The organism is Bosea sp. Tri-49 (assembly GCF_003952665.1).
GTDB lineage: Bacteria > Pseudomonadota > Alphaproteobacteria > Rhizobiales > Beijerinckiaceae > Allobosea.
The window spans coordinates 2,975,423-2,999,850 of record NZ_CP017946.1 but is presented as its reverse complement, the minus strand read 5'-3'; the positions used below and the strand labels follow the sequence as shown (position 1 = coordinate 2,999,850).

The following is a 24,428-nucleotide window of genomic DNA, read 5'->3' as shown; positions in this document are numbered from 1 at the left end:
TCAAGCACTCGCCCCGAGAACCGCGGACCGTTCGATGCTGCGGATCATGAGCTACCGTTCCTGAACGCGATCCTTGTGCCGGGGTTCAGGCAGCGTTCATCCCGCCGAGCTTGACCATGAGCGCCGCCAGCCCCTAATCACGCCGCATGTTTTTCGACAGTTTAAAAGGCTGATGCCCTTGGCCGCGTCCTCCGATCCCATGAACCCGACCCGCTCATTCCAGGGACTGCTGCTGACCTTGCAGCGCTTCTGGGCCGAGCGCGGCTGCGTCATCCTCCAGCCCTACGACATGGAGGTCGGCGCCGGCACCTTCCACCCGGCGACGACGCTGCGTGCGCTCGGCCCGAAGCCCTGGAAGGCGGCCTATGTCCAGCCTTCGCGCCGGCCCAAGGACGGCCGCTATGGCGAGAACCCGAACCGGCTGCAGCACTACTACCAGTTCCAGGTGATCCTGAAGCCGTCGCCGCCGGATTTGCAGCAGCTCTATCTCGACTCGCTCAAGGCGATCGGCGTCGATCTCGCTTTGCACGATGTCCGCTTCGTCGAGGATGACTGGGAAAGCCCGACGCTCGGCGCCTGGGGCCTCGGCTGGGAGTGCTGGTGCGACGGCATGGAAGTCAGCCAGTTCACCTATTTCCAGCAGGTTGCTGGCGTCGAATGCGCGCCGGTTGCGGGTGAGCTGACCTATGGGCTTGAACGGCTGGCCATGTATGTCCAGGGCGTCGAGAACGTCTACGATCTCAACTTCAACGGCCTCGAAGGCGAGGACCGCATCAGCTATGGCGACGTCTTCCTGCAGGCTGAGCAGGAGTTCTCGCGGCATAATTTCGAGCACGCCAATACCGAGGTGCTGTTCCGGCACTTCAGCGACGCGGAAGCCGAGTGCAAGGCGCTGCTCGCCGCCGGCGAGGCGGACAGCGGCAGCAACGATCCCAGCCACAAGCTCGCTCTGCCGGCCTATGACCAGTGCATCAAGGCGAGCCATGTCTTCAACCTGCTCGACGCGCGCGGGGTGATCTCGGTCACCGAGCGCCAGAGCTACATCCTGCGGGTGCGCGATCTCGCCAAGGCCTGCGGTGCAGCCTGGCTGAAGACCGCCGGCGGGGGAGCGAACTGATGCCTGATCTCCTGCTCGAACTCTTCTCCGAGGAAATCCCGGCGCGCATGCAGCGCAAGGCGGCCGAGGACCTGAAGAAGCTCGTCACCGATGCGCTGGTCGAGCGCGGGCTCACCTATGAAGGCGCCAAGGCCTTCGCGACGCCGCGTCGGCTCGCGCTCACCATCGCCGGCCTGCCCGTGCGTGGCCGCGATGTCCGCGAGGAGCGGAAAGGGCCGCGCGTCGGCGCGCCGGACGCTGCCGTGCAGGGCTTCCTCAAGGCTGCGGGGCTCACTTCGCTCGACCAGGCGACGATCGTCAGCGATCCGAAGAAGGGCGATAGCTACATCGCCGTGATCGAGAAGCCGGGGCAGGAGACGGTCGCGGCGATCGCCGAGATCGTGCCGGCGGTGATCCGCGCCTTCCCCTGGCCGAAATCGATGCGCTGGGGCAAGGCCTCGGCTGAGAGCGGCTCGCTGCGCTGGGTGCGTCCCCTGCACTCGATCCTCTGCACCTTCGGCGCCGAGACCGAGGATCCGGAGGTCGTCGCCTTCGACGTCGACGGCATCAAATCCTCCAACATCACCTATGGCCACCGCTTCCATGCGCCGGGGCCGATCACGGTCAAGCGCTTCGACGACTATGTCGCCAGCCTGGAGCGGGCCAAGGTCGTGCTCGACGCCGATCGCCGCAAGGAGATCATCGCGACCGACGCCAAGAACCTCGCCTTTGCCGCGGGGCTGGAACTGGTCGAGGATGAGGGTCTGCTGGAGGAGGTCGCCGGTCTCGTCGAATGGCCGGTCGTGCTGCTCGGCGATTTCGAGGAACGCTTCCTCGAGATTCCCGGCGAGGCGATCCGCGCCACCATCCGCGCCAACCAAAAATGCTTCGTGCTGCGCGATCCGAACAGCGGCGAGCTCGCCAATCGCTTCATCCCGGTCTCGAACCTGATGGCGAGCGATGGCGGCCTGGCGATCACCGCCGGCAATGGCCGCGTCGTGCGGGCCCGCCTCTCCGACGCCGCCTATTTCTGGCAGACCGATCGCGGCCCGCTGCCCGATCTCGATACGCTGAAGGAGAGTGCTGACAAGCTGGGGCTTGACCTCGCCAAGCCGCTCGACCAGCGCATGGCCAAGCTCGACAGGCTCGGCGTCGTCTTCCACGCCAAGCTTGGCACGCAAGGCGAGCGCGTCCAGCGCATCGCGGCGCTGGCGAAAGAGCTGGCGCCGATCGTCGGCGCCGATCCGGCGCTGGCCGAGCGCGCGGCGAAACTCGCCAAAGCCGATCTGCCGACCGAGATGGTCGGTGAGTTCCCTGAACTTCAGGGGCTGATGGGGCGCAAATACGCCGAGCTGCAGGGCGAGAACCCCTCTGTCGCCGCGGCGATCGAGGAACACTACAAGCCGCTCGGCCCCTCCGACCGCGTGCCGACCGATCCGGTTTCGGTTGCCGTCGCGCTTGCCGACAAGCTCGACACGCTGGTCGGCTTCTGGGCGATTGACGAGAAGCCGACCGGGAGCAAGGACCCTTACGCCCTGCGCCGCGCGGCGCTGGGGGTGATCCGGCTCATCCTGGAGAACTCCACTAGGGTTGAGCTGATCCCGTTGCTAACGCGACACGGTGATCGCTTCCCCGGCCACGATGCAATGAATTCCGCTTTTGAACTCGTTCAGTTCATTGGCGAACGCCTAAAGGTCCAGTTGCGCGACCAGGGCGCGCGCTTCGACCTAGTCGATGCTGTCTTGGAAATGGGTGTTAGGCGCGATGAGATGCTGCCCGGAATGGGCAATAGCCGTGATCTAGTTCTCATCGTCCAACGCCTCAACTCGCTCGGCCGCTTCCTCGAAACGGAAGACGGCAAGAGCCTGCTGGCCGGCTACAAGCGCGCCGCCAACATCCTGAAAGCCGAGGAGAAGAAGGACGGCGAGGGCGCCTTCGCCGGCAAGGCCGATCTCCAGCTCATCGCCGATGCCGGGCTGATCGAGGAGAAGGCGCTCGCGGTCGCGCTGGCACAGGCGACGCCGAAGGCGGAAGCGGCGGTCGCTGCCGAGGACTATGAGGGCGCGATGACGGCGCTCGCCGAGCTCAGGCCGGCGGTCGACGCCTTCTTCGACAAGGTCACGGTCAATGACCCTGATCCGGCCCTGCGTGCCAATCGCCTCAAGCTCTTGAACCAGCTGCGCGAGGCGACCCGCGCGGTGGCGGATTTCTCGCGGATTGCGGGCTAAAGGGCGCGGAGAACCCTCTCCTGGAAGGAGAGGGCAGGGTGAGGTGTAGGCCGCTGGACCAGCGGGGTGCTGCACTCACCGCGCGTTGGTTCAGGCTACCGATTCCGCTCCCGAACACCTCACCCCTACCCCTCTCCTTTCAGGAGAGGGGATCCCGCGCGTCTCTGGTTCTCGCCGGAGGCTGAAGACCTCAGCCAGCTAGCCTTTCGGAACTTTTTCCCATGGCTCGACGTTCTCTTGCCTGAGGTCGCTGCCTGCGAATGCGTCGCAGCTAGCGCCTCGGGGGGCCGGCTTTCGGCCGCGATAAGAGGATTTGAGCCATGAGCCTTCTGATTTCGCTGTTGATCACGATCCTAGTGATCGCGCTGGTGCTTTATCTCGTGCGGATGCTGCCGATCGACGGCAACATGAAGAACATCGTCCAGATCATCGTCATCATTATCGGTATCATTTCGCTGCTGCGTTATCTCGCGGTCTTCTAAGCCAAAGGGGCAGCCGTCATGCTCGCCCCGTGGCGAGCGTCCATGCGAACATCGCCTTCATGGCGAGCACCTGGATGGTCGGGACAAGGCCCGGCCATGGCGGTGGTGACGCTTTCAACCGGCAATTGACGAAAATCACGCGCTGATCCAGAATCTCATTGGTCCAGAGGGCCCCGGACGCGACCCGTCCCGGGGCCCTTTCCCGTTCGAGCATGGTCCGCAAAAAGTGGAATCGATCTTGCGACCAGGCCATGCCCGACAGATCGAGCGATCACCGCGATGAATTCGCAGAACCGCACCACCCATATTCGCCTGACCTCGCATCCCGAGCCCGGCAACGCCTCGACCCGCTTCCCGATCCAGTGGGGTGCCGGCACGCCGGAGGAACGCGGCCCGGTCATCGCCTCGACCACGGCGCCGGGTGATCGCAACTGCATTGGCGCCCATGGCGGCTCCTATTCGGTCTATCGCGCGCTCGCGATTTCCGCCCGCGCCATGAACCCAGCGCAGCGTCCGGACTTGACCAACACCCACCCGACCTCCGACATCCTGCCGCAGCCGCAATGGTTCGAGCCCGGCCGAATCGTCTCGCTCGATCCGTTCGGCCATCGCGTCGCCCAGGATTTCGGCAAGCTGATCGGCGAGGGCATCGACATCCGCCCGACCATCGCGGTGACCAAGGCGCGGCTGAACCTGCCCGAGATCCTCGCTGCCATGGCCGGTCACCGGCTGGCGGCTGACGGCGCCATCCTGCACGGCTCCGGCGACATCAGCGTCACCAAGATCGCGGTCGATCCGGTCTGGCACCTGCCGGGGATCGCCGAGCGCTTCGCCACCACCGAGAACGAATTGCGCCGCACGCTGTTCGAGCAGACCGGGGGCATGTATCCCGAGCTGGTGACGCGGCCCGATCTCAAGGTCTTCCTGCCGCCGATCGGCTCGATCACCGCCTATGTCATCGGCGAGGTCTCGGCGATTTGCGATCCCAGGAAGACGCTCGCCTGCCGCGTCCATGATGAGTGCAACGGTTCCGACGTCTTCGGCTCCGACATCTGCACCTGCCGGCCCTATCTGGTGCATGGCATCGAGGAGGCGGTGAAGGAAGCGCAGGCCGGGGGTGTCGGCCTGATCGTCTACAACCGCAAGGAGGGCAGGGCGCTCGGCGAGGTCACCAAGTTCCTCGTCTACAACGCCCGCAAGCGCCAGGAGGGCGGCGATTCCGCCGCGACCTACTTCGAGCGCACCGAATGCGTCGCCGGCGTGCAGGATGCCCGCTTCCAGCAATTGATGCCGGATGTGCTGCATTGGCTCGGGGTGAAGAAGATCGACCGGTTGATGTCGATGTCGAACATGAAATACGACGCCATGGTCGAGAGCGGCATCGAGATCGGCGAGCGCGTCGCCATCCCGCCCGAGCTCGTCCCGCCGGATGCCTCGGTCGAGATCGAGGCGAAGAAGGCGGCCGGTTATTATTCGCCCGACGGCGCGCCCGGCGACAACGCACTCAAGGCCACTGTCGGCCGCGACCTCGAAAAGTTCTGACCCTGCTTATGCCTGACTCCAATCCCGACGCCGTCCGCCGGCTGCTCAAGCCGGCCGCCGTCCGCGAGCGCGCGCAGGAGATGCTGCAGCTCGGCCTTGCCGGCAGGCTGGCGCATTTCAGCGTCCATCCCGAGCGGCTCACTGCGTGCGCCACCTATGTCCTGGAAACGATCCGCCAGAACTACCCATCGCTCGACATCCCCTTCCACGCTCGCTGGCGCCATTTAATCATCGCCGGCATGGACCGCTGGAAGGTGCTGGATGCTGGCGCCCAGTTCGCTGACGCGCGAGCCAGGGGACGCGCCGCCTATGACCTCGCGGTGGTCAGCGTCCTGCTCGATGCCGGCGCCGGTGCCGATTGGCGCTACCGCGATGCGGTGACCGGCCAGAGCATCGGCCGTTCGGAAGGGCTGGCACTGGCTTCGCTCGACATGTTCGCCGCCGGTGCCTTTTCCAGCGATCCGGCTGAGCCGCTGCGCGTCGACAGCGAGGCGCTCAGGCATCTCGACGCTGCGGCGCTGGCTGCTGGCTTCCAGGTCTCGGAAGGCAATCCGCTGGTCGGGCTGGGGGGGCGCGCTGCGCTGCTCAACCGCCTCGGCGAGGAGCTGGAGAAGCATGGGCTGACCCGGCCGGGCGATCTGTTCGACCGGCTGGTCGAGGCGGCCGAGGGCCGCTCGATCCGTGCCGCCTATATCCTCTCGCAGGTTCTGGAGGCGCTCGGCGGCATCTGGCCGTCGCGCCTGAGCTATGCCGGCATCGCGCTCGGCGACAGCTGGAAGCACCCGCTGATCGCCCCGGGCGAGGTGACCAAGGGCATCGTGCCATTCCACAAGCTCTCGCAATGGCTGAGCTACTCGCTGATCGAGCCGCTGCAATGGGCCGGCATCCAGGTCGTCGGCATCGACGATCTGACCGGCCTGCCGGAGTACCGCAATGGCGGGCTCCTGCTCGATCTCGGCGTGCTCGAACTGAAGGACCCGGCCGATGCCCAGCGTAGCCACGAAGTCGGCTCGCAGCTCGTGGTCGAATGGCGAGCGCTGACGGTTGCGCTACTCGACAAGATCGGTGAGTTGGTGCGTGGGCAGCTCGGCATGAGCGCCGAGCAGTTGCCGCTCGCCAAGGTGCTGGAGGGCGGCACCTGGGCTGCCGGCCGCCGCATCGCCCGCGAGAAGCGCGAGGATGGCGGTCCGCCCTTGACCATCGTCAGCGACGGCACGGTATTCTAAGCACAGACAAAAGACGAAGGGGATCAGGACTGCATGACCACGAGCGCGAACGGCGTCACTGTCGTCGACCACCCGCTGGTGCAGCACAAGCTGACGCTGATGCGCGAGAAGGACCGCTCGACCAAGAGCTTCCGCCAGCTGCTGAATGAGATCGGCATGCTGCTCTGCTACGAGGTCACGCGCGACCTGCCGACCGAGCTGATCGAGATCGAGACGCCGCTGCAGAAGTCGATGCAGCCGATCATCTCGGGCAAGAAGCTGGTGTTCGCGCCGATCCTGCGCGCCGGTGTCGGCTTTCTCGACGGCATGCTCGAGCTCGTGCCCGCCGCCCGCGTCGCCCATATCGGCCTCTATCGCGACCCGCAGACGCTGCAGGCGGTCGAGTATTATTTCAAGGCGCCGTCCGATATCGCCGACCGCATGATCGTGGTGATGGACCCGATGCTGGCGACGGCGAACTCGGCAGTCGCGGCGGTCGACCGGCTGAAGGAACGTGGTGCCAAGGATCTGCGCTTTGTCTGCCTGCTGGCCGCGCCAGAGGGCATCGCCCGCATGCGCGATTCCCATCCGGACGTCCGTATCTGGACGGCGGCGATCGATGAGCGCCTCAACGACCACGGCTACATCGTGCCCGGCCTCGGCGACGCCGGCGACCGCATGTTCGGCACGCGCTAAGCTACGCGCTTGAAGCTCCGGCGATATGCCCCTATCTTATGGGCATATCGCCAAGGAGTACCGCCATGGTTGCCCTGACTGCATTGGATGTCGTCGGTGGCCAGGCGGCGCTGGGCGGCCCCGCCGCCAGCAGCCGCGATCTCATCGCCGCCGTCCGCCGCGGCTTTCCGGTGCGGACGATCGAGCATGTCATCGAAAGCGGCCGGATGACTCTGGCCGAGATCGACGAGCTCGTGTTGCCGCGCAAGACACTGAGCCACCGCCGCAAGATCGGCACGCTGACGACCGAGCAGTCCGACCGGCTGATGCGCGCCGCGCGCGTCATCGCCGAAGCCGAGGTCACCTTCGGCTCGCAGGACAAGGCCGGCCGCTGGCTGCGCCGCCCGACCAGTGCGCTCGATGGCGAGAAGCCGCTGGCGCTGCTCGACACCGGCGAAGGTGCGGCGCAGGTCGAGGCGTTGCTCGGCAGGATCGCGCACGGCATCGCCGCCTGATGCGGCTCTGGCGCGTTGCCCGCGCCGCCTTCGCTGATCTGACCGGCGAAGGCGCGCGGCTTTATGGTGGCCGCTGGAACTCGCCCGGACGGCCGGTCGTCTACGCCGCCGAGAATCCCGCCCTCGCCATCCTGGAAGTGCGGGTCCATCTCGACCTCACGCCGGAGCTGATCCCGGACGACTATGTCCTGATCGAGATCGAGACCGGATCTGCGTCGATAAGCGAAGGCGACCCAGCGGCGCTGGAGCCGCAGGCGCTGGGGGATGCCTGGCTGGCTGCGGGTGCGACCGCGCTCCTGAAGGTGCCATCCTTCATCGCACCGCGGAGCTTCAACGTCCTGGTGAACCCGCGCCATCCGGACGCGGCCGGGATCAAGGTCCTCACGACGCAACCCTTCGACTTCGACCGGCGGCTTTGGTTGCCGCTGACATCATGACACGCAAAAAAGCCCGCCCCGTTGCCGGGGCGGGCCTTGTGATCCGGATCGTCACTCAGGCCTTGATGGTGCGAGCGGCAAGCGGATCGACCTGGCGTCATTCGATGATCTGGACGACACGGCGGCTCTGCGGTTCGACCAGCACGGCGCGGTTGTTCACCACGGTGTAGCGATAGCCGCTGGCGCGCTCGCCATATTCGGCCGGCACTTCGCGATAGACTACACCCTGCTGCGGTAGCACGGTGCCGACGACTACAGGCTCGGCATAGGTGTAGGACGGAACGCGCTGCTCGACGACATAGGTGCGGAAGCGCGGGGTGTTGTCGCCGATGATCCCGCCGGTCACGCCGCCGACCACCGCGCCACCGACACCGCCGACGACCGCACCGACCGGGCCACCGACGACCGCGCCGCCGACGGCACCCGCAGTCGCGCCACCGACGATGCCGCTGGCCGCGCCGCCCTGGGCGCCTTCAGGATTCTGAGCGAAGGCCGCAGCCGGAACGATGGCGAGGGCCGTAACCAGAGCAAGTTTCTTGAACATGTCGTTCTCCTTACAGAGGGGAAACCTCAGAGGAGGAAACGGAAAAAGGGCCAGTAGGGTTCCGCTTCGAGAGTCACGAGCTGTGTACGATCGTAACCGGATCTATCGATTCTTTTGATTTTCCGGTGAGTTAGTGTCGATCACGACTTCGATTCCAGCAGCCGGGAAATCGAAAACCTGGGTCCGTTCTGGCGCGCGCCCTGGATTGTCGAACAATTCGCTGACCGTCGTTTCCTCGGAGAGGAAGAGGAAATCAGCATGGCTTCCGCTCTCGGGGTAGGCGTCGATGGCGTGCCAGGTACCGCGATGGAATAGCACGCCCTCGCCATCGAGCCGGAACGCCCGCAGCGCCTCCGGCGCCGGCGGCGTCTCGGACGGCTCTGCGACCACGATGATGGCTGGAGGGTCGCCGAGCGGTTGGCGCGCCTCGGTGACGTGGAGGTGCCGCTCGACCAGGGCAACGACGAAGGGCCGCGCGTGATAGCGCACGATCTGCAGTCGCGGCCGGCTCTCGGCGGCGAAGGGCTGGATCCAGATGTCGTAGCCCTCGCGGCCTGTGTCGCGGCCTCCCGCGGGGGTCAGGACGTGGCCATAAGGAGCGAAGGCTTCGGCGGTGAGTGGGGAGACGGGCAGGACGATGCGGCGCATGTCGCATCGTAGTACGCCGCCGCTAAAAGAAAACGGCGGGCATGAAGCCCGCCGTTCGGTAGGTAAATGATCCGAGGCGCTTACTGCTTCGGCGCGGCGGCGAGCACTGGCGAGAGCTTGTCGGCATCGCGCTTGATCAGAGCGGCGAAGCCGGCGGGGGTGCGTTCCTCGGCGGTCGGCAGCACGGTGCCGAGGTCGAGCAGGCGCTTCTTGACGTTCTCGTCGTTGAGCGCCTTGCCGAGCGCGTCGACGAGCTTGTCGACGGCTTCCTTCGGCATGCCCTTCGGTGCGGCGATGCCGTTCCAGGCCTCGATCTGATACTCGGGCAGTCCGGCTTCCTTGGTCGTCGGAACGTCGGGCAGCGCCGGCGAGCGCTGCGTCGAGGCGATGGCGTAGGCCTTGATCGTGCCGGCTTTGACCTGCTCGGAAACGCTGACGATCTGGTCGCACATGAAGTCGATCTGGCCGGAGACAAGATCGTTCAGCGCCGGGCCGGTGCCGCGATAGGCGACGGAGTTCAGCTTCGGCACGCCGAGCTGGCCCTTGAGCAGGGTGCAGGTCGTCCACGACACCGAGCCGACGCCGGCATGGGCTTCGTTCACCTTGTCGGTGTTCGTCTTCACATAGGTGACGAACTCCTTCAGGTCCTTTGGCTCGAAGTTCTTCTTTGCGACGATCAGGATCGGCGTGCCGCCGGCGAGGCCGATCGTTTGCATGCCGTTGATCGGGTCGTATTTCAGGCCAGGATAGGTGGCGGGCGCCGCCGAGAAGGTGCCCAGATGCCCCATCGCAATGGTGTAGCCGTCCGGCGTCGCCGTCAGCGCGCGGGTGATGCCGGTGGTGCCGCCGGCGCCGGCGACGTTCTCGACCACGATCTGCTGGCCGAGCGTCTTCGACATGTTCTCGCTGACGATGCGGGCAATGATGTCCGTCGGGCCGCCGGCGGCGAAGGGCACGATCATGGTGATCGGCCGCTCCGGATACTTGGACTGGGCCTGCGCCGGCAGCGCCAAGGCGAGCGCTGCAGCTAGGCTGAGGGCGAGCTTCTTCATGGGTAATCCTCCCTGACGCGATATCTTGAAGATGGTGGAACGGGGTTGAGTGACAACCCCGTCATTCGGTGAAGACCTCTTCGCGCTTCTTCGACATCGACGGCAGCAGCGCGATGACGAGGATCGCGACGGCGACCAGCAGCAGCCCGGCCGAGATTGGCCGCTCGATGAAGGTCATGAACGAGCCGCGCGAGATGATCAGCGCCTGACGCAGCTTCTCCTCCATCAGCTTGCCGAGCACGAAGCCGAGCAGCATCGGGGCGGGCTCGAAGCCGAGCTTGATCAGGATATAGCCGAACAGGCCGAACATGGCGGTGAAGGCGACGTCGACTGGCTGGTTGTTCACCGAATAGATGCCGATCGAGCAGAAGATCAGGATCGCCGGGAACATCAGGCGGTAGGGCACCTGCAGCAGTTTCACCCAGACGCCGACCAGCGGCAGGTTGATGACCAGCAGCATCAGGTTGCCGATCCACATCGAGGCGATCATGCCCCAGAACAGGTCGGGGTTCTTGGTCATGACCTGCGGGCCGGGGATGATGCCGTGGATGGTCATCGCGCCGACCATCAGCGCCATCACGGCGTTCGGCGGAATGCCGAGGGTGAGCAGCGGGATGAAGGCGGTCTGGGCGCCGGCGTTGTTGGCGGCCTCAGGTCCGGCGACGCCCTCGATCGCGCCCTTGCCGAAGCGGGACGGGTCCTTGGCGATCTTCTTCTCGATCGTATAGCTGGCGAACGGGCCGAGTACTGCGCCGTTGCCCGGCAGGATGCCGAGAATGGCGCCGACACTGGTGCCGCGCACCACCGGCGCGATCGACTGCTTGATGTCCTCCCAATTCGGCAGCAGCCGGCCGATCTTGGTGCGCACGACGTCGCGCGTCTCCGGGTTCTCCAGATTGCGCAGCACCTCGGCGAAGCCGAACACGCCCATCGCCAGCACGGCGAAGTCGATGCCGTCGGAGAGCGGCGGGAAGCCGAAGGTCATGCGCTCCTGGCCGGTCTCGAGATCGGTGCCGACGGTCGAGAGCAGCAGGCCCAGCATGATCATGCAGAAGGCCTTGAGGATCGAGCCGCGCGCCAGCACGACGGCGAAGCACAGGCCCATCACCATCAGCGAGAAATATTCGGCCGGGCCGAACAGCAAGGCGAGCTTGGTCAGCGGTGCGCCGAGCGCCGCGATGACCACGGTCGCGATCGTGCCGGCGAAGAAGGAGGCGAGCGCCGCCGTGCCTAGGGCGACGCCGGCACGGCCCTGCTTGGCCATCTGGTGGCCATCGAGCGTGGTCACGACCGAGGTCGCCTCGCCGGGGATATTGACCAGGATCGCCGTGGTCGAGCCGCCATATTGGGCGCCGTAATAGATGCCGGCGAGCATGATCAGCGCGCCGACCGGATCGAGCCCGAAGGTGATCGGCAGCAGCATGGCGATGGTGGCGATCGGGCCGACGCCGGGCAACACGCCGATCAGCGTACCGACCAGGCAGCCGACGAAGCAGAGCGCGATGTTGATCGGTACGGGTACGGTGAAGGCGCCCTGCAGGAAGGCAGGCGACCACCACACGATCTTCCAGACGGTCGAGAAGCCGAGGCCCAGATTGGCAAACATCTCATTCATGGTCTCAGATCCCCAGCAGCCAGGGCGCCAGCGGGATCGGCAGACCCAGCGCGTATTTGAACAGCAGCGCGCAGAAGGTCGTCATCACGGCGGCGAAGATCACGAGTTCCTTGAGCTTCACATCCTCGGCCGCGAAGCCGGAGATCAGCACCACGAGCGGGCCGGAGACGAGCATGCCGAGCTGCGGCACCTTGAGCGGGCCGAGTTCGAAGCCACGGATCGTCAGGCCGAAGACCACGGCCGCGCCGAGCACGAAGATGACGCCGCGCCAGGACCAGCCGGACAGCTTCTCGCCATTGTAGCGCAGCGAGTTGAAGGCGAGCAGCGCGCCGAGCCCAGCGCAGATCACCGCGAAGCTCTTCGGCAGCATGCCCGGGCCGATCTGGCGCAGCGTCCCGGTCGGAAGGTCGCTGGACAGGAACAGCGCCAACGCCGCCAGTGCGATCATGAACAGGCCGGCGGCCAGGTCCTGTGTCGAGCGGATGCGCCAGCCCTGCGCAGCCTCGATCTTGTTCAGACTCATCAATGTCCTCCGGCTCGGGTGGTTGCGGTGCGCATGGCGGATTTCCTGCCACGCCCGGTTACGCTGAACGGCAGCACATTGCCGTCGTCGATGAGGGTCACGCTCTCGCGCAGGATGGCGAGGAAGTCGTCGCGGGCAGCGAGTTTCTGATGTGGCCGCCAGGCGACACCGACGAGCGCGCCGGGCGGCGGTGGATCGAGCAGCGCGCCGCGCAGGCGCCGCATGGTGACGCCCGGAAAGCTCAGCCGCGAAACCCAGTCCGGCGCCAGAGCCATGCCGAGCCCGGCCGCGACCGCCGACATCATCGCCGGCTTCTCGGTCGCCTCGATGGTGACGTTCGGCACTGCGCCGACGCTCTCGAAATAAGCCATGACGAGGTCATAGGCGAAGGGGCGGATACGCTTCGACGGCACGACGAAGGGCTCGCCGACCAGATCCTGCATGGTCAGGTATTCGCGGGCTGCGAGTGGGTGGCTCTCGCTCAGCACCACGATCGGCCGCTCGACGCGCAGGATCTCGAAGGCACAATCGGTCGGCTTGCGTGGTGGCCGCAGCAAAGCGAGGTCGAGCTTGCCCGCCTCCAGCATCTGCACCAGCGGCGCCGTCATCGCCTCGACGAACTTGATTTCGATGCCGGGATGGCGCGAGCGGAAGGTGACCAGCGCTTCCGGCACGAAGCTCGACGATGCCGCGTCGATCGCGCCGACCCGCAGTACCTTGCTCGAGGCCAGCGAGGCCTCGCGTACCGAGCGGGAGGCGCGTTCCATCCGGACCAGGATGGCCTTGGCCTCTTCCAGCATGATGAGCCCGGCGCGGGTGAGCGCGACCTGCCGCGTGGTGCGGGTCAGGAGGCTGACGCCGAGCTCGTCCTCGAGCGCGCTGATCTGGCGTGAAAGTGCCGGTGGTGCGAGGCCGAGCCGCTCGGCAGCCCTGCCGAAGTGCAGCTCTTCCGCCACCGCGATGAAACATCGCAGTTGCCGCAGGTCCATGGTGGTTGCGCTCCCCTCTGGCGTATCGCTTTTTGTGATATCGTCCAGTCGTTTCTGTTATGCCCTTTAGCGCCTGTCGCCAGTTTTGCGACCCTAGAGCAATTCATAATTTTTTGGCAACAAAGCTCGCGCTCACGAATGCGGCGTCCACAGGGTGAACGCCGCATTCGGCCAGGCTGCAGTTTCTCGATCTTTTTAGGCTGGTGAGTGTCGGCCCGGCCCGGCGCGGTCAAGGCGCTGGCGTGGCAGCCTGCTTGGTCTGCCACAACCCGGCCACACGCCCGTCGATCAGCGCCAATCCGACGAAGATCGCTGCCATGCCGGCGAAATGGCGCGGCAGCAGTTCCTCGCCCAAGAGACCGGAGCCGAACAGGATGGCGCTGACCGGGATCAGGAAGGTCACCAGCATGACATTGCTTGGTCCCGCAGTGCGCATGATCCGGAAGAAGAGGATATAGGCCAGCGCCGTCGAGATCAGCGCCAGGCCGATCGCCGCGAGAATGGCTTGCTGCGAAGGCACCGGCAGCGTCCAGGGCGGATGCAGGACGAAGACGATCGGAATCATCATTAGCGTCGAGGCACTGAGCTGGCCGGTGGCGGCAACGAGTGGCGATAGGCCGCGGAAGCGGCGCCCGAACAGGCCGGAGAAGGCGTATGAGACCGCGGCGAGAACGCAGGCAAGCTGTGCGGCGAGATTGGAGCCGAGGCCGCCGATCGCGTCGGGGCCCATCAGAATGCCGACACCGACGAGGCCGGCCAGCACGCCGCCGAGCTTCAGTCCTGTCGCCTTCTCGTTGGCGAAGCAGTGCATGACCAGCACGGCGAAGATCGGCGTCGTCGCGTTCAGGATCGAGGCGAGGCCGCTCGCGATCTGCTGCTGGCCCCACAGGAACAGGCTGAACGGGATCAGATTGTTGAGGATGCCCATGCCGAAGAAGGCGAGCCAAAGGCTGCCTCCAACCGCCATCGACTGCCCGGTGATCCGCACTACGAGAAGCAGCGACAGCGCCGCCAACCCGACGCGCACCTGCACCACCGCGAAGGGCGGCCACTCCGCTACGGTCAGCTTGTTGAAGAAGAACGAGCCGCCCCACAGGATCGAGAGGGCGACGAGCAGGAGCCATTCTATCGGGCCCATGCGCAGCGAGGGAGCGGCGGGTGACTGTGTCATGACGGAAGCTGTCCTCGCAGGGCGGGTCATCCTGCGTCAGTAGGCAGCCGGGCAGGGCCCGACCACCCGATTTCCGCAGTCGTCTTTATGCAGGCTCGGCCTCGCGCGCTGCCCACATCGCCTTGAAGCCCGGCCGGGCATGGCAGGCGTCGAGCCAAGCCTTGACGTTCGGCGCGGCGTCGAAGAGCTGCGTTGCCGGCTTGGCATAACGGATGACCTCGGCGACGTTGATATCGGCGACGGTGAAGCGCCCACCCATGACATAGCCGCCGCCCTCGGCCAGCGCCTTATCGAGCACTGCAAAGGGAGCGGGAAGGGCGGCGAGAGCCGTGGCGACGATGGCGGGATCGCGCTTCTCTGGCGGATAGGCAGCCAGGTGATAGGTCAGGTTCAGCGCCTGCGTCTCGCATTCGGTCGCGGCCCAGAGCGACCACATCGCCGCGAGCCCCTCTTCCTGCACATCCTTCGGCGCGACCGGGCCGCCATGCTTGCGGGCGAGATAGAGATTGATCGCCAGCGACTCGTGCAGGACGAAGCCGTCATCGTCGATCGACGGAACATGGCCGTTCGGATTGACCGCCATGAACTCCGCGCTGCGCGTGTGGATCGGTGCGTCCGGCGCGTTGGGGTCGGCGACGCGATAGACCTGGATTACCGGCACATGCTTGAAGGTGATGCCGAGCTCGTTGGCGAGCCAGACATTGCGCGTCGCGCGCGAGCGGTAGCAGCCATAGATGGTCAGGGACATGGACAGGATTCCGGCAGGCGGGAGGGGCTCCGAATCCAGCAGATGCGGAGAAAAATATTCTACGGAGCTCAGGCAAGCTGGCGCAAGGTCTCGCGCGCAATGATCAGGCGCTGGATCTCGGATGTGCCCTCATAGATCCGGGTGATGCGAGCGTCGCGCGCATAGCGCTCGACCGGGAAGTCGCGGCAGTAGCCGGCGCCGCCATGGATCTGGATCGCCGCATCGGTGCAGCGATGCGCTGCCTCCGAGGCGAAGAGCTTGGCCATCGAGGCTTCCCGGGAGAAGGGTTCGCCGCGATCCTTCTTCGCGGCTGCATCGAGGATCAGCAGGCGCGACGCATGCAAGTCGAGCTCACGGTCGGCGATCAGCCATTGCAGGCCCTGGAACTCGGTGAGCGCCTGGCCGAACTGCTTGCGCTCGCGGGCATAGGACTTGGCGGCATCCATCGCGGCACGGGCGATGCCGAGCGAGACGGCGGCGACGCCGATGCGCCCGCCGGCGAGCTCGCCGACCGCGACGCGGAAGCCGTCATTCTCCTTGCCCATCAGGTTGGCGGCGGGGATGCGCGCCTCGTCGAAATGGATCGTGTTCGTCGCCGAGCCGGTCTGGCCCATCTTCTTTTCGGCCTTGCCGACGCTGACGCCGGGCGTGTCGGCCGGCACCAGGAAGACCGAGATGCCCTTGCCCTTCGGCACATCAGGGTTGGTCACGCCCCAGACCACGAAGAGCCCGGCATATTCGCCCGAGGTGATGAAGATCTTCTCGCCGTCGAGCACGTAGGCATCGCCGTCGCGCCGGGCGCGCAGCTTCATGCCCGCGGGATCGGAGCCCGCCCCGGCCTCGGTCAGGCAGAAGGCGCCGGCCGGGTAGCGGCCGTCGGCAAGCTTCGGCAGATGGTCCGCCTGCTGCCGGGAGGTGCCGACCGCCTGGATGACCTCGCCGACCATATTGGTGACCGAGGTGGTGACCGCCGTGGAGGCGCAGGCCGCTGCCAGCTCCTCGAGTGTCAGCGCGAAGGCGACGGTGCCTGCCTCCGTGCCGCCGAAGCCGGCCTGGATGTTGAGCGCCATGAAGCCGTTCTCGGCGAGCAGCTTCAGATTGGCGAGGAATTCGGTGCGGCCCTCACCGCGGTCGAGCCGCTCGGCCAGAGGAGCCAGCCGTTCCGTGGCGAGCTTGCGCGCGCTCTCGCGGATGAGCTCTTCCTCCTCGGTCAGGGAAAACTGCATGGGGCTGGCTCGCTTGGTTGAGGCTCTTGGGCGTCAGCTTAGAAGCTGGCGCGAGGCGAGCCAATGCGCGGCTTCGCCAGCCCGATCGTGCGCTCTCGGGCACTCGCTATCCTTATGGATTTTTGACTTGACGGCGAAAGCCGCGAGGCGCATCTGCCCGGTCGTTCGCCGGCCCGCGCTCTGACCCGAGCCGGCGACTCCACAGGAACACGTGAACCCCATGCCAAGCGACAGTCCCAGTCGACAGTCCTTGCCGTCCTCGGCCCGCCCAGGCGCCTGATCCTTAACCGGCAGGCTCGCCCTGGTTTGGCCGCTCGACGGCCAAACCAGAAGGAAGCGAGCCATGAACGCCGCTATCACCGAAGCCTTGCCCATTGCCGGCCTCGCCGCGCCGGATCTCGCCGTCACGCTCGCCCGCGCTCACGTCGCCGACATCGTCGAGGCGTTGAACGAGCACGAGCCGGCTTATGCCGCGCAGGTGCTGCTCAGCCTGCCCAAGGGGAGGGCGGTCGATGTGCTCGACCAGCCAGAACTCGGGGAGCCCGGAGCTATCCTGAAGGCGCTGCCGCTCGATCGCGCCATCGCCTTCATCCAGGGCATGTCGTCCGACCGGATCGCCGACATCTTCCGCAACGATCTCTCCGAGCCGGAGCGGCATCGCTTCGTCGCGCGGCTCGACCGCGAGACCAAGGCTGCGCTCGCCTCGTTGCTCGCCTATCCCGAGCACAGCGCCGGCGCGATCATGACCACCGAATTCGTCAGTGTACCGGCCGACTGGACGGTCGCGCGGACGCTCGAGCATGTCCGCACCGTCGAGCGTACGCGCGAGACGATCTACGCGATCTATGTGCTCGATCCCGTGACGGGCACGCTGCAGCAGGCCGTGGGGCTGCGCCGCCTGATCTCGGGTGCGCCCGATGCGCTCGTCGGGTCCGCTGCCGGCCGGCGCGAGCCGGTCAGCGTCTCGCCGCTGACCGATCGCGAGGAGGTGGCGCGGCTGATCGCCAAGTACAACCTGCTCGCCGTTCCCGTCGTCGACGAAGGCAGACGCGTCCTCGGTATCGTCACCGTCGACGACGTCATCGACGCGATGGTCGACGAGACCACCGAGGACGTCCACAAGCTCGGCGGCATGGAGGCGCTCGGTGAGCCCTACAACCAGATCAGCTTCTTCAAGATGATCAGGAAGCGGGCCGGTTGGCTCAGCATCCTGCTCGTCGGCGAGATGCTGACCGCCTCCGTCCTGCAGCATTATGAGGGCGCGCTCGAGAAGGCGATCGTGCTCACTCTGTTCATTCCGCTGATCATGAGCTCGGGCGGCAACTCCGGCTCGCAGGCGACCTCGCTCATCATCCGCGCTCTTGCGCTGCGCGAGCTCGCCCTGCGCGACTGGTGGCGCGTGGCGCTGCGCGAACTGCCGACCGGATTGACGCTTGGCGCCATCCTCGGAGCGATCGGCTTCGCCCGCGTCGTGGCCTGGCAGAAGCTCGGCTTCTACGATTACGGGGAGCATTGGCCGCTGGTGGCGGCGACGGTCGGCGCAGCCTTGCTCGGCATCGTCACCTTCGGCTCGCTGACTGGTTCGATGCTGCCCTTCGTCATGACACGGCTCGGCTTCGACCCGGCCAGCGCCTCGGCTCCCTTCGTCGCGACGCTGGTCGACGTCTCCGGCCTGGCAATCTATTTCAGCATCGCCCTGCTGATCCTGAGCGGCACGCTGCTATAACGCGCCGCCGGGCGTCTGACGCCGCTCAGGCGGCCGCGCGCGCGACCACCCGGTTGCGGCCGGCCGCCTTGGCTTCGTAGAGCGCCTGATCCGCCGCCTCGACGAGATCGGGCCAACTGCCGCCGGCAGGCGTCATCGCGGCAACGCCGAAGCTGGCGGTGACGTTGAGGCTCGCACCGGTATCGAGCGTGAAGGGCGCGCCGAGGAAGGCGCTGCGCAGACGCTCGGCGATCTGGTCGGGTTTGGCTGTGGGATCGGCCAGCAGGATGGCGAATTCCTCGCCGCCGAAACGGGCGATGACATCAGCCGGTCGCAGGGCTGCCTGCAATCGGCGGGCGGTTTCCTTCAGCACCTCGTCGCCGGCGATATGGCCGTAATTGTCGTTGATTCGCTTGAAATGGTCGATATCGAGCAGAATCAACGGCAGCGGTTGCTGCTCGGAACGCGCGGCCAGCATGCTCGCGGCGCGTTGTTCCAGGGCGCCGCGGTTCAAAATCCCGGTCAGTCCATCCGTTTCCGCCAGCTGCCGCAATTGGGCCGTCAGCTTGAGCTTTTCCCGATCGAGGGCGTCACGCTCTGTCAGCTTGCTGCGCAAGGCATCAAGCGCGTTGAAAAGGCTGCCGATTTCGCCGCGCGTGTTGCGCGTCGCATAGGAGCTACCGGTCTTGCCGGAGGCCAGGGCCATGACGGCGTCCCGCGCCGACAGGAGCGGACGGAACAGCAATGTCTGGCTGGCGATGACGAGAACGAGTTCGAGAAGCAAAGCGATCAGCGTGACGGTGCTGATGATGATCAGGAGCCGGCGTGCATGTTCGCCATTGGCCTTTACCTGCGCCATGGCGGAGTCGAGATACATGTCTCGTAGTCGCTCCAGCGAGGCGAAGGTCGGCACGATCTGGTTGGTGAAGGTGATCGTGTCGAAGCGATAATTGCCGTCCTGGCCGGTGGCGAGGAGCTCGCGGTATATCGCCATGCCCTTGCCGAAGAAGTCCTCGACCACGGCGCGGCGCGTCGCCGCGATCTGCGGGTCCGTATTGGTGCCGGTCTGCTGTTCGACCAGCTGCCAGAAGCCGAGCACGCGGCCATAGGCGATATCATGTGCCGAGCGGTGCTCGGGGCCGATCGGCGTGCGCGCTGCGATCGAGGCGACGAAGTTCGAGCCCATGCGCCCGACCTGCTCGCGGATATCGCTCAGCATCCGGGCGACCAGCGCTGTACCGATCAGATGATCGGATTCGGCGGTGTTGAAATCGCTGATCGCGGCATCGACCAGCGCTTGCGCCGTGTCGACGACGCCGAACATCGCCAGGACGACTTTGTGGAAGTCCTGCGGTCTGCGCACCCCTAGGGGCTGCCTGTCGAGGGCGTCGATCAGTTGGCGGGCCTCGGTCAGCGAGCGCCTTGTCTCGGCCAGCTGCTGCGAAAAGCCGGCAATCGGCGATAGCCGGTCCAGTGCGGCATCGGTGTTCGCCTGGAACGTGATCAGGCGCCTGCGCGAGGGACTGTAGGTGCTGGGCTCCTCGCCGAGCACGCTGTTGACCGGGCCACGCTCGGCCGAGAGGCGGTTCACGGCACGCATCACCAGCTGGAAGCGCTCAAGCCGCGTCTCGCTGAGCCGGGTCGCCTGGAGTTCCCGGTAGTAGGTCGAGATCAGGATCGCGCCGAGAACCACGGAGCAGCCGAGGATCACCGCGAGAGCCGCCCAGAACCGGTAACTGAGAGTGCGATGCTTCGACATGAGCGTTACCGGAAGGAGCCTCGGCGCTTGCCGACGGTCAGGGAAAACGCGTCGGCAGAGCGGGGCCGTGCAGACAGAGCGCCTGGTCATCGAAGTTGCGCATCTGCGCACGACACCTTGGAGGATGTGCAGCGCCTTTCCTTAAGATTCCGCTGCGTCACATCGGCGTCGGTAATGCGGCGCGTTCCTTGCTAAGGCTGGCCTATGGACATCCTGACCAGCAGGCTCTCGCTGCGATCCAGCAAGCTCTCGGACGTGCCGGCGCTCTTCACCTTTCTCGGCGATGCCGAGGCGATGCGGCATACGAGCCAGTTTGCGACTCTGCGCGCCTGCCGCCGCCATGTCGCCGGACATGAATGGCAGCGCCGCCGGCTGGGCTGCGCGCCCTGGACGATCAGGAGCCGGGCAGACGAGGCGATCATCGGCTGGGGAGGTTTGTTCGAGGATCCGTTCGATCCGGGCTGGGGCGTCGAACTCGGCTACTGGTTCGCGCCCTCGGCCTGGGGCAGGGGCTATGCGAGCGAACTGGCGGCGGCAAGCGTCGCCGAGGCGCGAGACCGGCTGAAACTGCCGGAACTACTGGCCTTCGCCAAACCAGAGAACGCCGGCTCCTGTCGGGTGCTGGAGAAGGCCGGTTTCATGCGCGAGCGCTACGTGCCGGAGCTGGAACGCCACCTCTACCGGCAGGGGTTCGGCAAGGCGTCGCAGGCCGTTCAAGCGCAGTTCGCGACTTCGACCAGATTGCCGTCGGGATCGCGGAAATAGATCGAGCGGATTGGCCCCGTTGCGCCGGTGCGCGGAACCGGCCCTTCCTCGATGGCGATGCCGAGCGTCGAGAGGTGCCTTGCGATGGCCTCGACCGGCTCGGTCGCGATCAGGCAGAAATCGCCGGAACCCGGCATGGGCTGGTGTGCCTTGGGCTCGAATTCCTTGCCGTGCTCGTGCAGGTTGATCTTGTGCGGACCGAAGGCGAGCGCCTTGCGGTCCTTGCCGAAGGTCACCACCGCCATGCCGAGCGCCTCGCGATAGAACCGGCAGCTTCGCTCGATCGAGGCGACCGTGAGCACGAAATGGTCGAGACTCCCAACGAGGCAGGGCGTCTCGTCCGCCATCTGCTCAGCTCGCCAGCACCCGCTGCGGCGGGAAGGTGACTTCGACCAGCGTGCCTTCCTTCTTGACGCTCGTGATAGTCAGCGCCGCCCGGTTGGCTTCCACCAACGCCTTGGTCAATGGCAGGCCGAGGCCGGTGCCGCCTGCTCTGCGCGTTGTCGGCACCTGCCGGAACGGCTCCAGCGCCAGCTTGATCTCGTCGTCGTCCATGCCGATGCCAGTATCGCGCACCCGCAGGATCGCCTCGCCCTGGTCGCCTAGCGCGGTCGAGACGATCACCTGCCCGCCGGCATCGGTGAACTTCACCGCATTGGAGAGCAGGTTGATCACGATCTGGCGCAGCGAGCGCTCGTCGGCGACGACCGGCGGCAGCTTCGGCGCCAGCCCCGAGCGCAGCACCACGCGGCCGCGTTGGGCTTCCGGCTGCAGCAGGTTCACTGCCGAGAGCGCGATCTCGTTCAGATTGACGCTGCCGAAGTCGAGGTCGAGCTTGCCGGCCTCGATCTTGGCGAGGTCGAGCAGGTCGTTGACCAGGCTGATGACGTAGCCGCCCGACAGGTGGATGTCGCGCAGGTATTCCTTGTAGCGCTCGTTCTCGATCGGGCCGAAACGCTCCTCCGCCATCACCTCGGCGAAGCCGATGATGGCGTTGAGCGGCGTCCGGATTTCGTGGCTGATCTTGGCGAGGACGTCGGATTTCTGTGCGCTCGCCTTCTCCGCGGTCTTGCGCGCCTCGACCAGCTCGCCCTCGGTCTTCTTCCAGGCGGTGATGTCGCGCAGGACCGCGCAAAACTTGCTGTCCGGCTTCTCGGCGATCCGGCCCATGGTCATGAACAGCGGGATGCGCCCGCCCTGGCGCACGCGGCCGATGACCTCGCGGCCATCGTTCATCAGCGAGGCAACGCCGCCCCCGATCAGCCCGTCGAGATAGTCGAGCGCCGGTGAATGGCTCTCCGGCGCGAAGAGCAGGGTGAAGAGCTCACCGGCGACCTCGCGCTGATCGTAGCCAAACAGCGCTTCGGCGCTCTTGTTGAGCGAGAGGATGCGGCCGCGCCCATCGACGGTGACGACCCCGTCCGTCGCCGTATCGAGCATCGCCGAAAGCTCGGCGACGCGGGCGTCGCTTGCCTCGCCCTCGAGCCTGAGCTGGGCCACGCGGGAGGCGCTCTCTTCCTCCTCGGCCTCGAATTCGGCTGCGAGCTCCTGCTCCTCGGCCTCTTCGGGCGATAGCATCTTGAGATCGCCACCCGGCACGCTGTTGCGGAAGGCCATCAGCGTCGCAGGCTCGCCCTGCCAGCTGACGCTGGAGAGCCTGCCGTCGACGCTGATCAGCCCGCCCTTGCGGTCGACCAGGATCATCGCACCCTCGCTGCTGCGGCTCGCGCCCTTGATCAGCTGGCTGACGCCACCGGCCGAAGTGAGATCGTCGAGATCGGCATAGTCGAGCAGATCGAGCAGGGTGCGGTTGGCATAAAGCGCGGCCTCGTCCCTGTTGACCAGCACCGCGATCGGCAGGCGGTCGAGGATCTCGGCATGGGCGTTCGCGACGCGCGGCCGCTGTCCAGGTACGGCGGCTGGCGGCGGAGCAGTCGTCGCAGGAGTGTCCGCCTGCGAGTCCTCGGCGTCCTTGGCACGAATGCGCAACGGAGCGGCGGCCGGCAGACGCGGCTCGCCGGGCACGTCTTCTTCGCCAGCGATGCGGGCGCCGAGCGCCTTGGCGATCTCGCGGAAGGCGTTCCTCTCGGCCGAAGACAGCAGGGTCTTGGACGGTTCGAGCACCGGGCGGACGGCCGACAGATGGCCGTTGCGCAGCGGCACGACATTAGCTCGCGGTGCCTCGGGGGGCGACTGCGGCGGCTCCTCAGCTTCTAGTGCGGCGTCACCGTCGTCGACGGGCGCCATCAGAGCGTCGGCATCCGCCTCGGCTGATTCAGCTGCCGCGTCCTGAGGCTCCGCCTGTGCAGGCGCGTCGGCCGGCGCTGCCTCGTCAGCCTTGCCCTCGCTGGTATCGGTTTGGGCCGCCTCAGCTGGGGCTGCCTCGACGACCTCGTCTGAAACCTGTTCAGGCACGGGGTCTTCCGCGGCTACCGTCTCCGGGAGGTCTGCCTCTTGGGCATCGGCCTCCGGCACGACCGGCACGAGCGCCTCTATCGGAGCCTCCCGCTCAGGGAAAGCCTCATTGGCCGTCGATCGGACCAGGCCGAAGCCGCGGAAGCCGGCGGGATTGCGCTCGCTGTCGAACAGCGGAAAGCCGGAGAGCTCGATGCGGGCGCCTTCGCCCGGGCCAACACGCCACAACACGGCGCGGCCGCTCCAGGTCGAGGACGTCGCGAGACGTTCGGCCAGATCACCGTCGACGTCGAGAACGTCGGTGGCGAGCAAAGCGGGCCAGTCGAGCCCTAGAGTCACGCTCGCGGCCTGCTGGCCGACAAGCTCGGCGAATTCCCGGGACAGGCTAACCAGCGTCCCATCCAGGTCGCTTTCCCACAGGAAGCGCAGATTGGCGCGGCGCTGCTGCTCAGATGATTCGGCCTGGGTATCGGCCGTCGCGGCGATCGTCGTCGGGGCGGCCGGGGAGGGTGAGGCCGGCGGCGCAGCCGGAGCGCGTGGCTCTTCCTGCGGCACGGTGATGCCCAGGCGGCGCAGGTCGGAGGGTGTGACGCCGAGGGCCAGCGTAGAGCCGGCCTCGGTCTTGACGAGTTTGCAGGCGCAGGTCACGAGCCCGGCCAGCGCAGCGCCGAGCCGCAGTCTTTCGAGCCTGAGCCCGTTCGGCGAGGCGAGCCCGCCGGCAAGCAGGCGCAGGCGTTCGCGCGTGGCTGCGGGCAGTTTCGCGGCTCCGCCGAAGGCGTCGAGGAGCGCCTGGCCGCCCGTATTGGCGAAAGCCGGTGCATCGCCATCGGCCGGCCAGAGCAGCAGCGCGCCCTTGCTGGCGAATTCAGCAAGTGCGGGATCTTGCGCCAGCGCGCCGCCAAGGCCGTTCCAATCCTGCACGGATTCGTTCATCCCGTTCCGTTCAACCTGCTGGCGACCAGCCCGCGCGAATATACCTAACAAATCTTTAATAACCGCGCGAGGTGGGTGAATCCATGCGGGAACTCCGCCTCTCCCCTGACGTTTCCAAACAGCGTTAATATCGCGAAGGTCGCCTTTGCCGAGGC

Annotated in this window: 22 protein-coding genes; 10 read left to right on the top strand and 12 right to left on the bottom strand. The window is 66.4% G+C overall.

All coding sequences use genetic code 11. The features are described from left to right. Positions 1 to 199: 199 nt before the first annotated feature. The 8 genes from BLM15_RS14740 to BLM15_RS14705 all read left to right on the top strand — a co-directional run bounded on the left by BLM15_RS14740 (position 200) and on the right by BLM15_RS14705 (position 8,180). Positions 200 to 1,117 carry a glycine--tRNA ligase subunit alpha gene (locus BLM15_RS14740; RefSeq protein ID WP_126116183.1) on the top strand — a complete coding sequence of 306 codons (918 nt, stop codon included), beginning with the start codon at positions 200 to 202 and terminating at the stop codon, positions 1,115 to 1,117. Next, on the top strand, positions 1,117 to 3,324 hold the full coding sequence (gene glyS, locus BLM15_RS14735) for a glycine--tRNA ligase subunit beta (protein WP_126113467.1): 2,208 nt from the start codon (positions 1,117 to 1,119) through the stop codon (positions 3,322 to 3,324). Before BLM15_RS14740 ends, glyS begins: the two co-directional genes overlap by 1 nt. Positions 3,325 to 3,644: 320 nt before the next feature. Then, the gene (locus BLM15_RS14730) at positions 3,645 to 3,806 is read left to right on the top strand and encodes a Thivi_2564 family membrane protein (protein WP_110488098.1); all 162 of its coding nucleotides are present in this window, start codon (positions 3,645 to 3,647) and stop codon (positions 3,804 to 3,806) included. A 279-nt stretch (positions 3,807 to 4,085) separates the two neighbouring features. Further along, on the top strand, positions 4,086 to 5,348 hold the full coding sequence (locus BLM15_RS14725; RefSeq protein ID WP_126113466.1) for a GTP cyclohydrolase II: 1,263 nt from the start codon (positions 4,086 to 4,088) through the stop codon (positions 5,346 to 5,348). Positions 5,349 to 5,356: 8 nt separating this feature from the next. After that, on the top strand, positions 5,357 to 6,574 hold the full coding sequence (locus BLM15_RS14720) for a DUF1688 family protein (RefSeq protein WP_126113465.1): 1,218 nt from the start codon (positions 5,357 to 5,359) through the stop codon (positions 6,572 to 6,574). 33 nt (positions 6,575 to 6,607) lie between these two features. Further along, complete coding sequence (upp, locus tag BLM15_RS14715; RefSeq protein ID WP_126113464.1) at positions 6,608 to 7,249, top strand: uracil phosphoribosyltransferase; 642 nt, start codon at positions 6,608 to 6,610, stop codon at positions 7,247 to 7,249. Between the two features lie 65 nt (positions 7,250 to 7,314). Further along, complete coding sequence (gene parS, locus BLM15_RS14710; RefSeq protein WP_126113463.1) at positions 7,315 to 7,743, top strand: type II RES/Xre toxin-antitoxin system antitoxin; 429 nt, start codon at positions 7,315 to 7,317, stop codon at positions 7,741 to 7,743. Next, positions 7,743 to 8,180 (top strand): RES family NAD+ phosphorylase, encoded by a 438-nt coding sequence (locus tag BLM15_RS14705; RefSeq protein ID WP_126113462.1) that lies wholly within the window; start codon positions 7,743 to 7,745, stop codon positions 8,178 to 8,180. Before parS ends, BLM15_RS14705 begins: the two co-directional genes overlap by 1 nt. A 97-nt stretch (positions 8,181 to 8,277) precedes the next feature. Here the strand turns inward: BLM15_RS14705 and BLM15_RS14700 are convergent, their stop codons facing one another. The 9 genes from BLM15_RS14700 to BLM15_RS14660 all read right to left on the bottom strand — a co-directional run bounded on the left by BLM15_RS14700 (position 8,278) and on the right by BLM15_RS14660 (position 16,696). Then, entirely contained in the window at positions 8,278 to 8,724 is a 447-nt protein-coding gene (locus BLM15_RS14700; protein WP_126113461.1) for a DUF1236 domain-containing protein, read from the bottom strand. A 102-nt stretch (positions 8,725 to 8,826) separates the two neighbouring features. Then, the gene (locus tag BLM15_RS14695; protein ID WP_126113460.1) at positions 8,827 to 9,372 is read right to left on the bottom strand and encodes an ureidoglycolate lyase; all 546 of its coding nucleotides are present in this window, start codon (positions 9,370 to 9,372) and stop codon (positions 8,827 to 8,829) included. Positions 9,373 to 9,452: 80 nt separating this feature from the next. Then, positions 9,453 to 10,424 (bottom strand): tripartite tricarboxylate transporter substrate-binding protein, encoded by a 972-nt coding sequence (locus tag BLM15_RS14690; RefSeq protein ID WP_126113459.1) that lies wholly within the window; start codon positions 10,422 to 10,424, stop codon positions 9,453 to 9,455. Positions 10,425 to 10,485: 61 nt separating this feature from the next. Further along, positions 10,486 to 12,039, bottom strand: coding sequence for a tripartite tricarboxylate transporter permease (locus BLM15_RS14685; RefSeq protein ID WP_126113458.1), 1,554 nt, complete (start codon positions 12,037 to 12,039; stop codon positions 10,486 to 10,488). A gap of 4 nt (positions 12,040 to 12,043) precedes the next feature. Beyond that, positions 12,044 to 12,562, bottom strand: a complete 519-nt coding sequence (locus BLM15_RS14680; RefSeq protein ID WP_126113457.1) for a tripartite tricarboxylate transporter TctB family protein — start codon at positions 12,560 to 12,562, stop codon at positions 12,044 to 12,046. Then, positions 12,562 to 13,551 (bottom strand): LysR family transcriptional regulator, encoded by a 990-nt coding sequence (locus BLM15_RS14675; RefSeq protein WP_126113456.1) that lies wholly within the window; start codon positions 13,549 to 13,551, stop codon positions 12,562 to 12,564. The genes BLM15_RS14680 and BLM15_RS14675 overlap by 1 nt, the downstream gene beginning before the upstream one ends. Before the next feature lie 229 nt (positions 13,552 to 13,780). Further along, on the bottom strand, positions 13,781 to 14,722 hold the full coding sequence (locus tag BLM15_RS14670) for a DMT family transporter (RefSeq protein ID WP_236846669.1): 942 nt from the start codon (positions 14,720 to 14,722) through the stop codon (positions 13,781 to 13,783). Positions 14,723 to 14,807: 85 nt separating this feature from the next. Continuing rightward, positions 14,808 to 15,470, bottom strand: coding sequence for a glutathione S-transferase family protein (locus BLM15_RS14665; RefSeq protein WP_126113455.1), 663 nt, complete (start codon positions 15,468 to 15,470; stop codon positions 14,808 to 14,810). Between the two features lie 68 nt (positions 15,471 to 15,538). Continuing rightward, positions 15,539 to 16,696: an acyl-CoA dehydrogenase family protein gene (locus BLM15_RS14660; protein WP_126113454.1), complete on the bottom strand. Its 1,158-nt coding sequence runs from the start codon at positions 16,694 to 16,696 to the stop codon at positions 15,539 to 15,541. A gap of 343 nt (positions 16,697 to 17,039) precedes the next feature. Here BLM15_RS14660 and mgtE point away from each other — a divergent pair, with 343 nt between their 5' ends. Next, positions 17,040 to 18,422 (top strand): magnesium transporter, encoded by a 1,383-nt coding sequence (mgtE, locus tag BLM15_RS14655; protein WP_126113453.1) that lies wholly within the window; start codon positions 17,040 to 17,042, stop codon positions 18,420 to 18,422. Between the two features lie 25 nt (positions 18,423 to 18,447). Here the strand turns inward: mgtE and BLM15_RS14650 are convergent, their stop codons facing one another. After that, complete coding sequence (locus BLM15_RS14650) at positions 18,448 to 20,160, bottom strand: GGDEF domain-containing protein (RefSeq protein ID WP_164547520.1); 1,713 nt, start codon at positions 20,158 to 20,160, stop codon at positions 18,448 to 18,450. Between the two features lie 204 nt (positions 20,161 to 20,364). Here BLM15_RS14650 and BLM15_RS14645 point away from each other — a divergent pair, with 204 nt between their 5' ends. Beyond that, positions 20,365 to 20,925: a GNAT family N-acetyltransferase gene (locus BLM15_RS14645; RefSeq protein WP_126113451.1), complete on the top strand. Its 561-nt coding sequence runs from the start codon at positions 20,365 to 20,367 to the stop codon at positions 20,923 to 20,925. Here BLM15_RS14645 and BLM15_RS14640 read toward each other — a convergent pair. Continuing rightward, entirely contained in the window at positions 20,874 to 21,272 is a 399-nt protein-coding gene (locus BLM15_RS14640) for a VOC family protein (protein ID WP_126113450.1), read from the bottom strand. The genes BLM15_RS14645 and BLM15_RS14640 overlap by 52 nt on opposite strands. A 4-nt stretch (positions 21,273 to 21,276) precedes the next feature. Beyond that, entirely contained in the window at positions 21,277 to 24,273 is a 2,997-nt protein-coding gene (locus tag BLM15_RS14635; RefSeq protein WP_126113449.1) for a PAS domain-containing sensor histidine kinase, read from the bottom strand. Between the last annotated feature and the right edge of the window lie 155 nt (positions 24,274 to 24,428).

Excerpts from the sequence above, each read along its gene's own strand:
- BLM15_RS14740 (WP_126116183.1), top strand. The coding sequence starts at position 200 with ATGAACCCGACCCGCTCATTCCAGGGACTGCTGCTGACCTTGCAGCGC.
- BLM15_RS14725 (WP_126113466.1), top strand. The coding sequence starts at position 4,086 with ATGAATTCGCAGAACCGCACCACCCATATTCGCCTGACCTCGCATCCC.
- BLM15_RS14660 (WP_126113454.1), bottom strand. The coding sequence starts at position 16,696 with ATGCAGTTTTCCCTGACCGAGGAGGAAGAGCTCATCCGCGAGAGCGCG.
- BLM15_RS14635 (WP_126113449.1), bottom strand. The coding sequence starts at position 24,273 with ATGAACGAATCCGTGCAGGATTGGAACGGCCTTGGCGGCGCGCTGGCG.
- BLM15_RS14695 (WP_126113460.1), bottom strand. The coding sequence starts at position 9,372 with ATGCGCCGCATCGTCCTGCCCGTCTCCCCACTCACCGCCGAAGCCTTC.
- upp (WP_126113464.1), top strand. The coding sequence starts at position 6,608 with ATGACCACGAGCGCGAACGGCGTCACTGTCGTCGACCACCCGCTGGTG.
- BLM15_RS14720 (WP_126113465.1), top strand. The coding sequence starts at position 5,357 with ATGCCTGACTCCAATCCCGACGCCGTCCGCCGGCTGCTCAAGCCGGCC.
- BLM15_RS14680 (WP_126113457.1), bottom strand. The coding sequence starts at position 12,562 with ATGAGTCTGAACAAGATCGAGGCTGCGCAGGGCTGGCGCATCCGCTCG.
- BLM15_RS14690 (WP_126113459.1), bottom strand. The coding sequence starts at position 10,424 with ATGAAGAAGCTCGCCCTCAGCCTAGCTGCAGCGCTCGCCTTGGCGCTG.
- BLM15_RS14650 (WP_164547520.1), bottom strand. The coding sequence starts at position 20,160 with ATGTCGAAGCATCGCACTCTCAGTTACCGGTTCTGGGCGGCTCTCGCG.
- BLM15_RS14670 (WP_236846669.1), bottom strand. The coding sequence starts at position 14,722 with ATGACACAGTCACCCGCCGCTCCCTCGCTGCGCATGGGCCCGATAGAA.
- BLM15_RS14665 (WP_126113455.1), bottom strand. The coding sequence starts at position 15,470 with ATGTCCCTGACCATCTATGGCTGCTACCGCTCGCGCGCGACGCGCAAT.
- BLM15_RS14685 (WP_126113458.1), bottom strand. The coding sequence starts at position 12,039 with ATGAATGAGATGTTTGCCAATCTGGGCCTCGGCTTCTCGACCGTCTGG.
- BLM15_RS14675 (WP_126113456.1), bottom strand. The coding sequence starts at position 13,551 with ATGGACCTGCGGCAACTGCGATGTTTCATCGCGGTGGCGGAAGAGCTG.
- BLM15_RS14700 (WP_126113461.1), bottom strand. The coding sequence starts at position 8,724 with ATGTTCAAGAAACTTGCTCTGGTTACGGCCCTCGCCATCGTTCCGGCT.
- BLM15_RS14645 (WP_126113451.1), top strand. The coding sequence starts at position 20,365 with ATGGACATCCTGACCAGCAGGCTCTCGCTGCGATCCAGCAAGCTCTCG.
- BLM15_RS14730 (WP_110488098.1), top strand. The coding sequence starts at position 3,645 with ATGAGCCTTCTGATTTCGCTGTTGATCACGATCCTAGTGATCGCGCTG.
- BLM15_RS14705 (WP_126113462.1), top strand. The coding sequence starts at position 7,743 with ATGCGGCTCTGGCGCGTTGCCCGCGCCGCCTTCGCTGATCTGACCGGC.
- BLM15_RS14640 (WP_126113450.1), bottom strand. The coding sequence starts at position 21,272 with ATGGCGGACGAGACGCCCTGCCTCGTTGGGAGTCTCGACCATTTCGTG.
- parS (WP_126113463.1), top strand. The coding sequence starts at position 7,315 with ATGGTTGCCCTGACTGCATTGGATGTCGTCGGTGGCCAGGCGGCGCTG.
- glyS (WP_126113467.1), top strand. The coding sequence starts at position 1,117 with ATGCCTGATCTCCTGCTCGAACTCTTCTCCGAGGAAATCCCGGCGCGC.
- mgtE (WP_126113453.1), top strand. The coding sequence starts at position 17,040 with ATGAACGCCGCTATCACCGAAGCCTTGCCCATTGCCGGCCTCGCCGCG.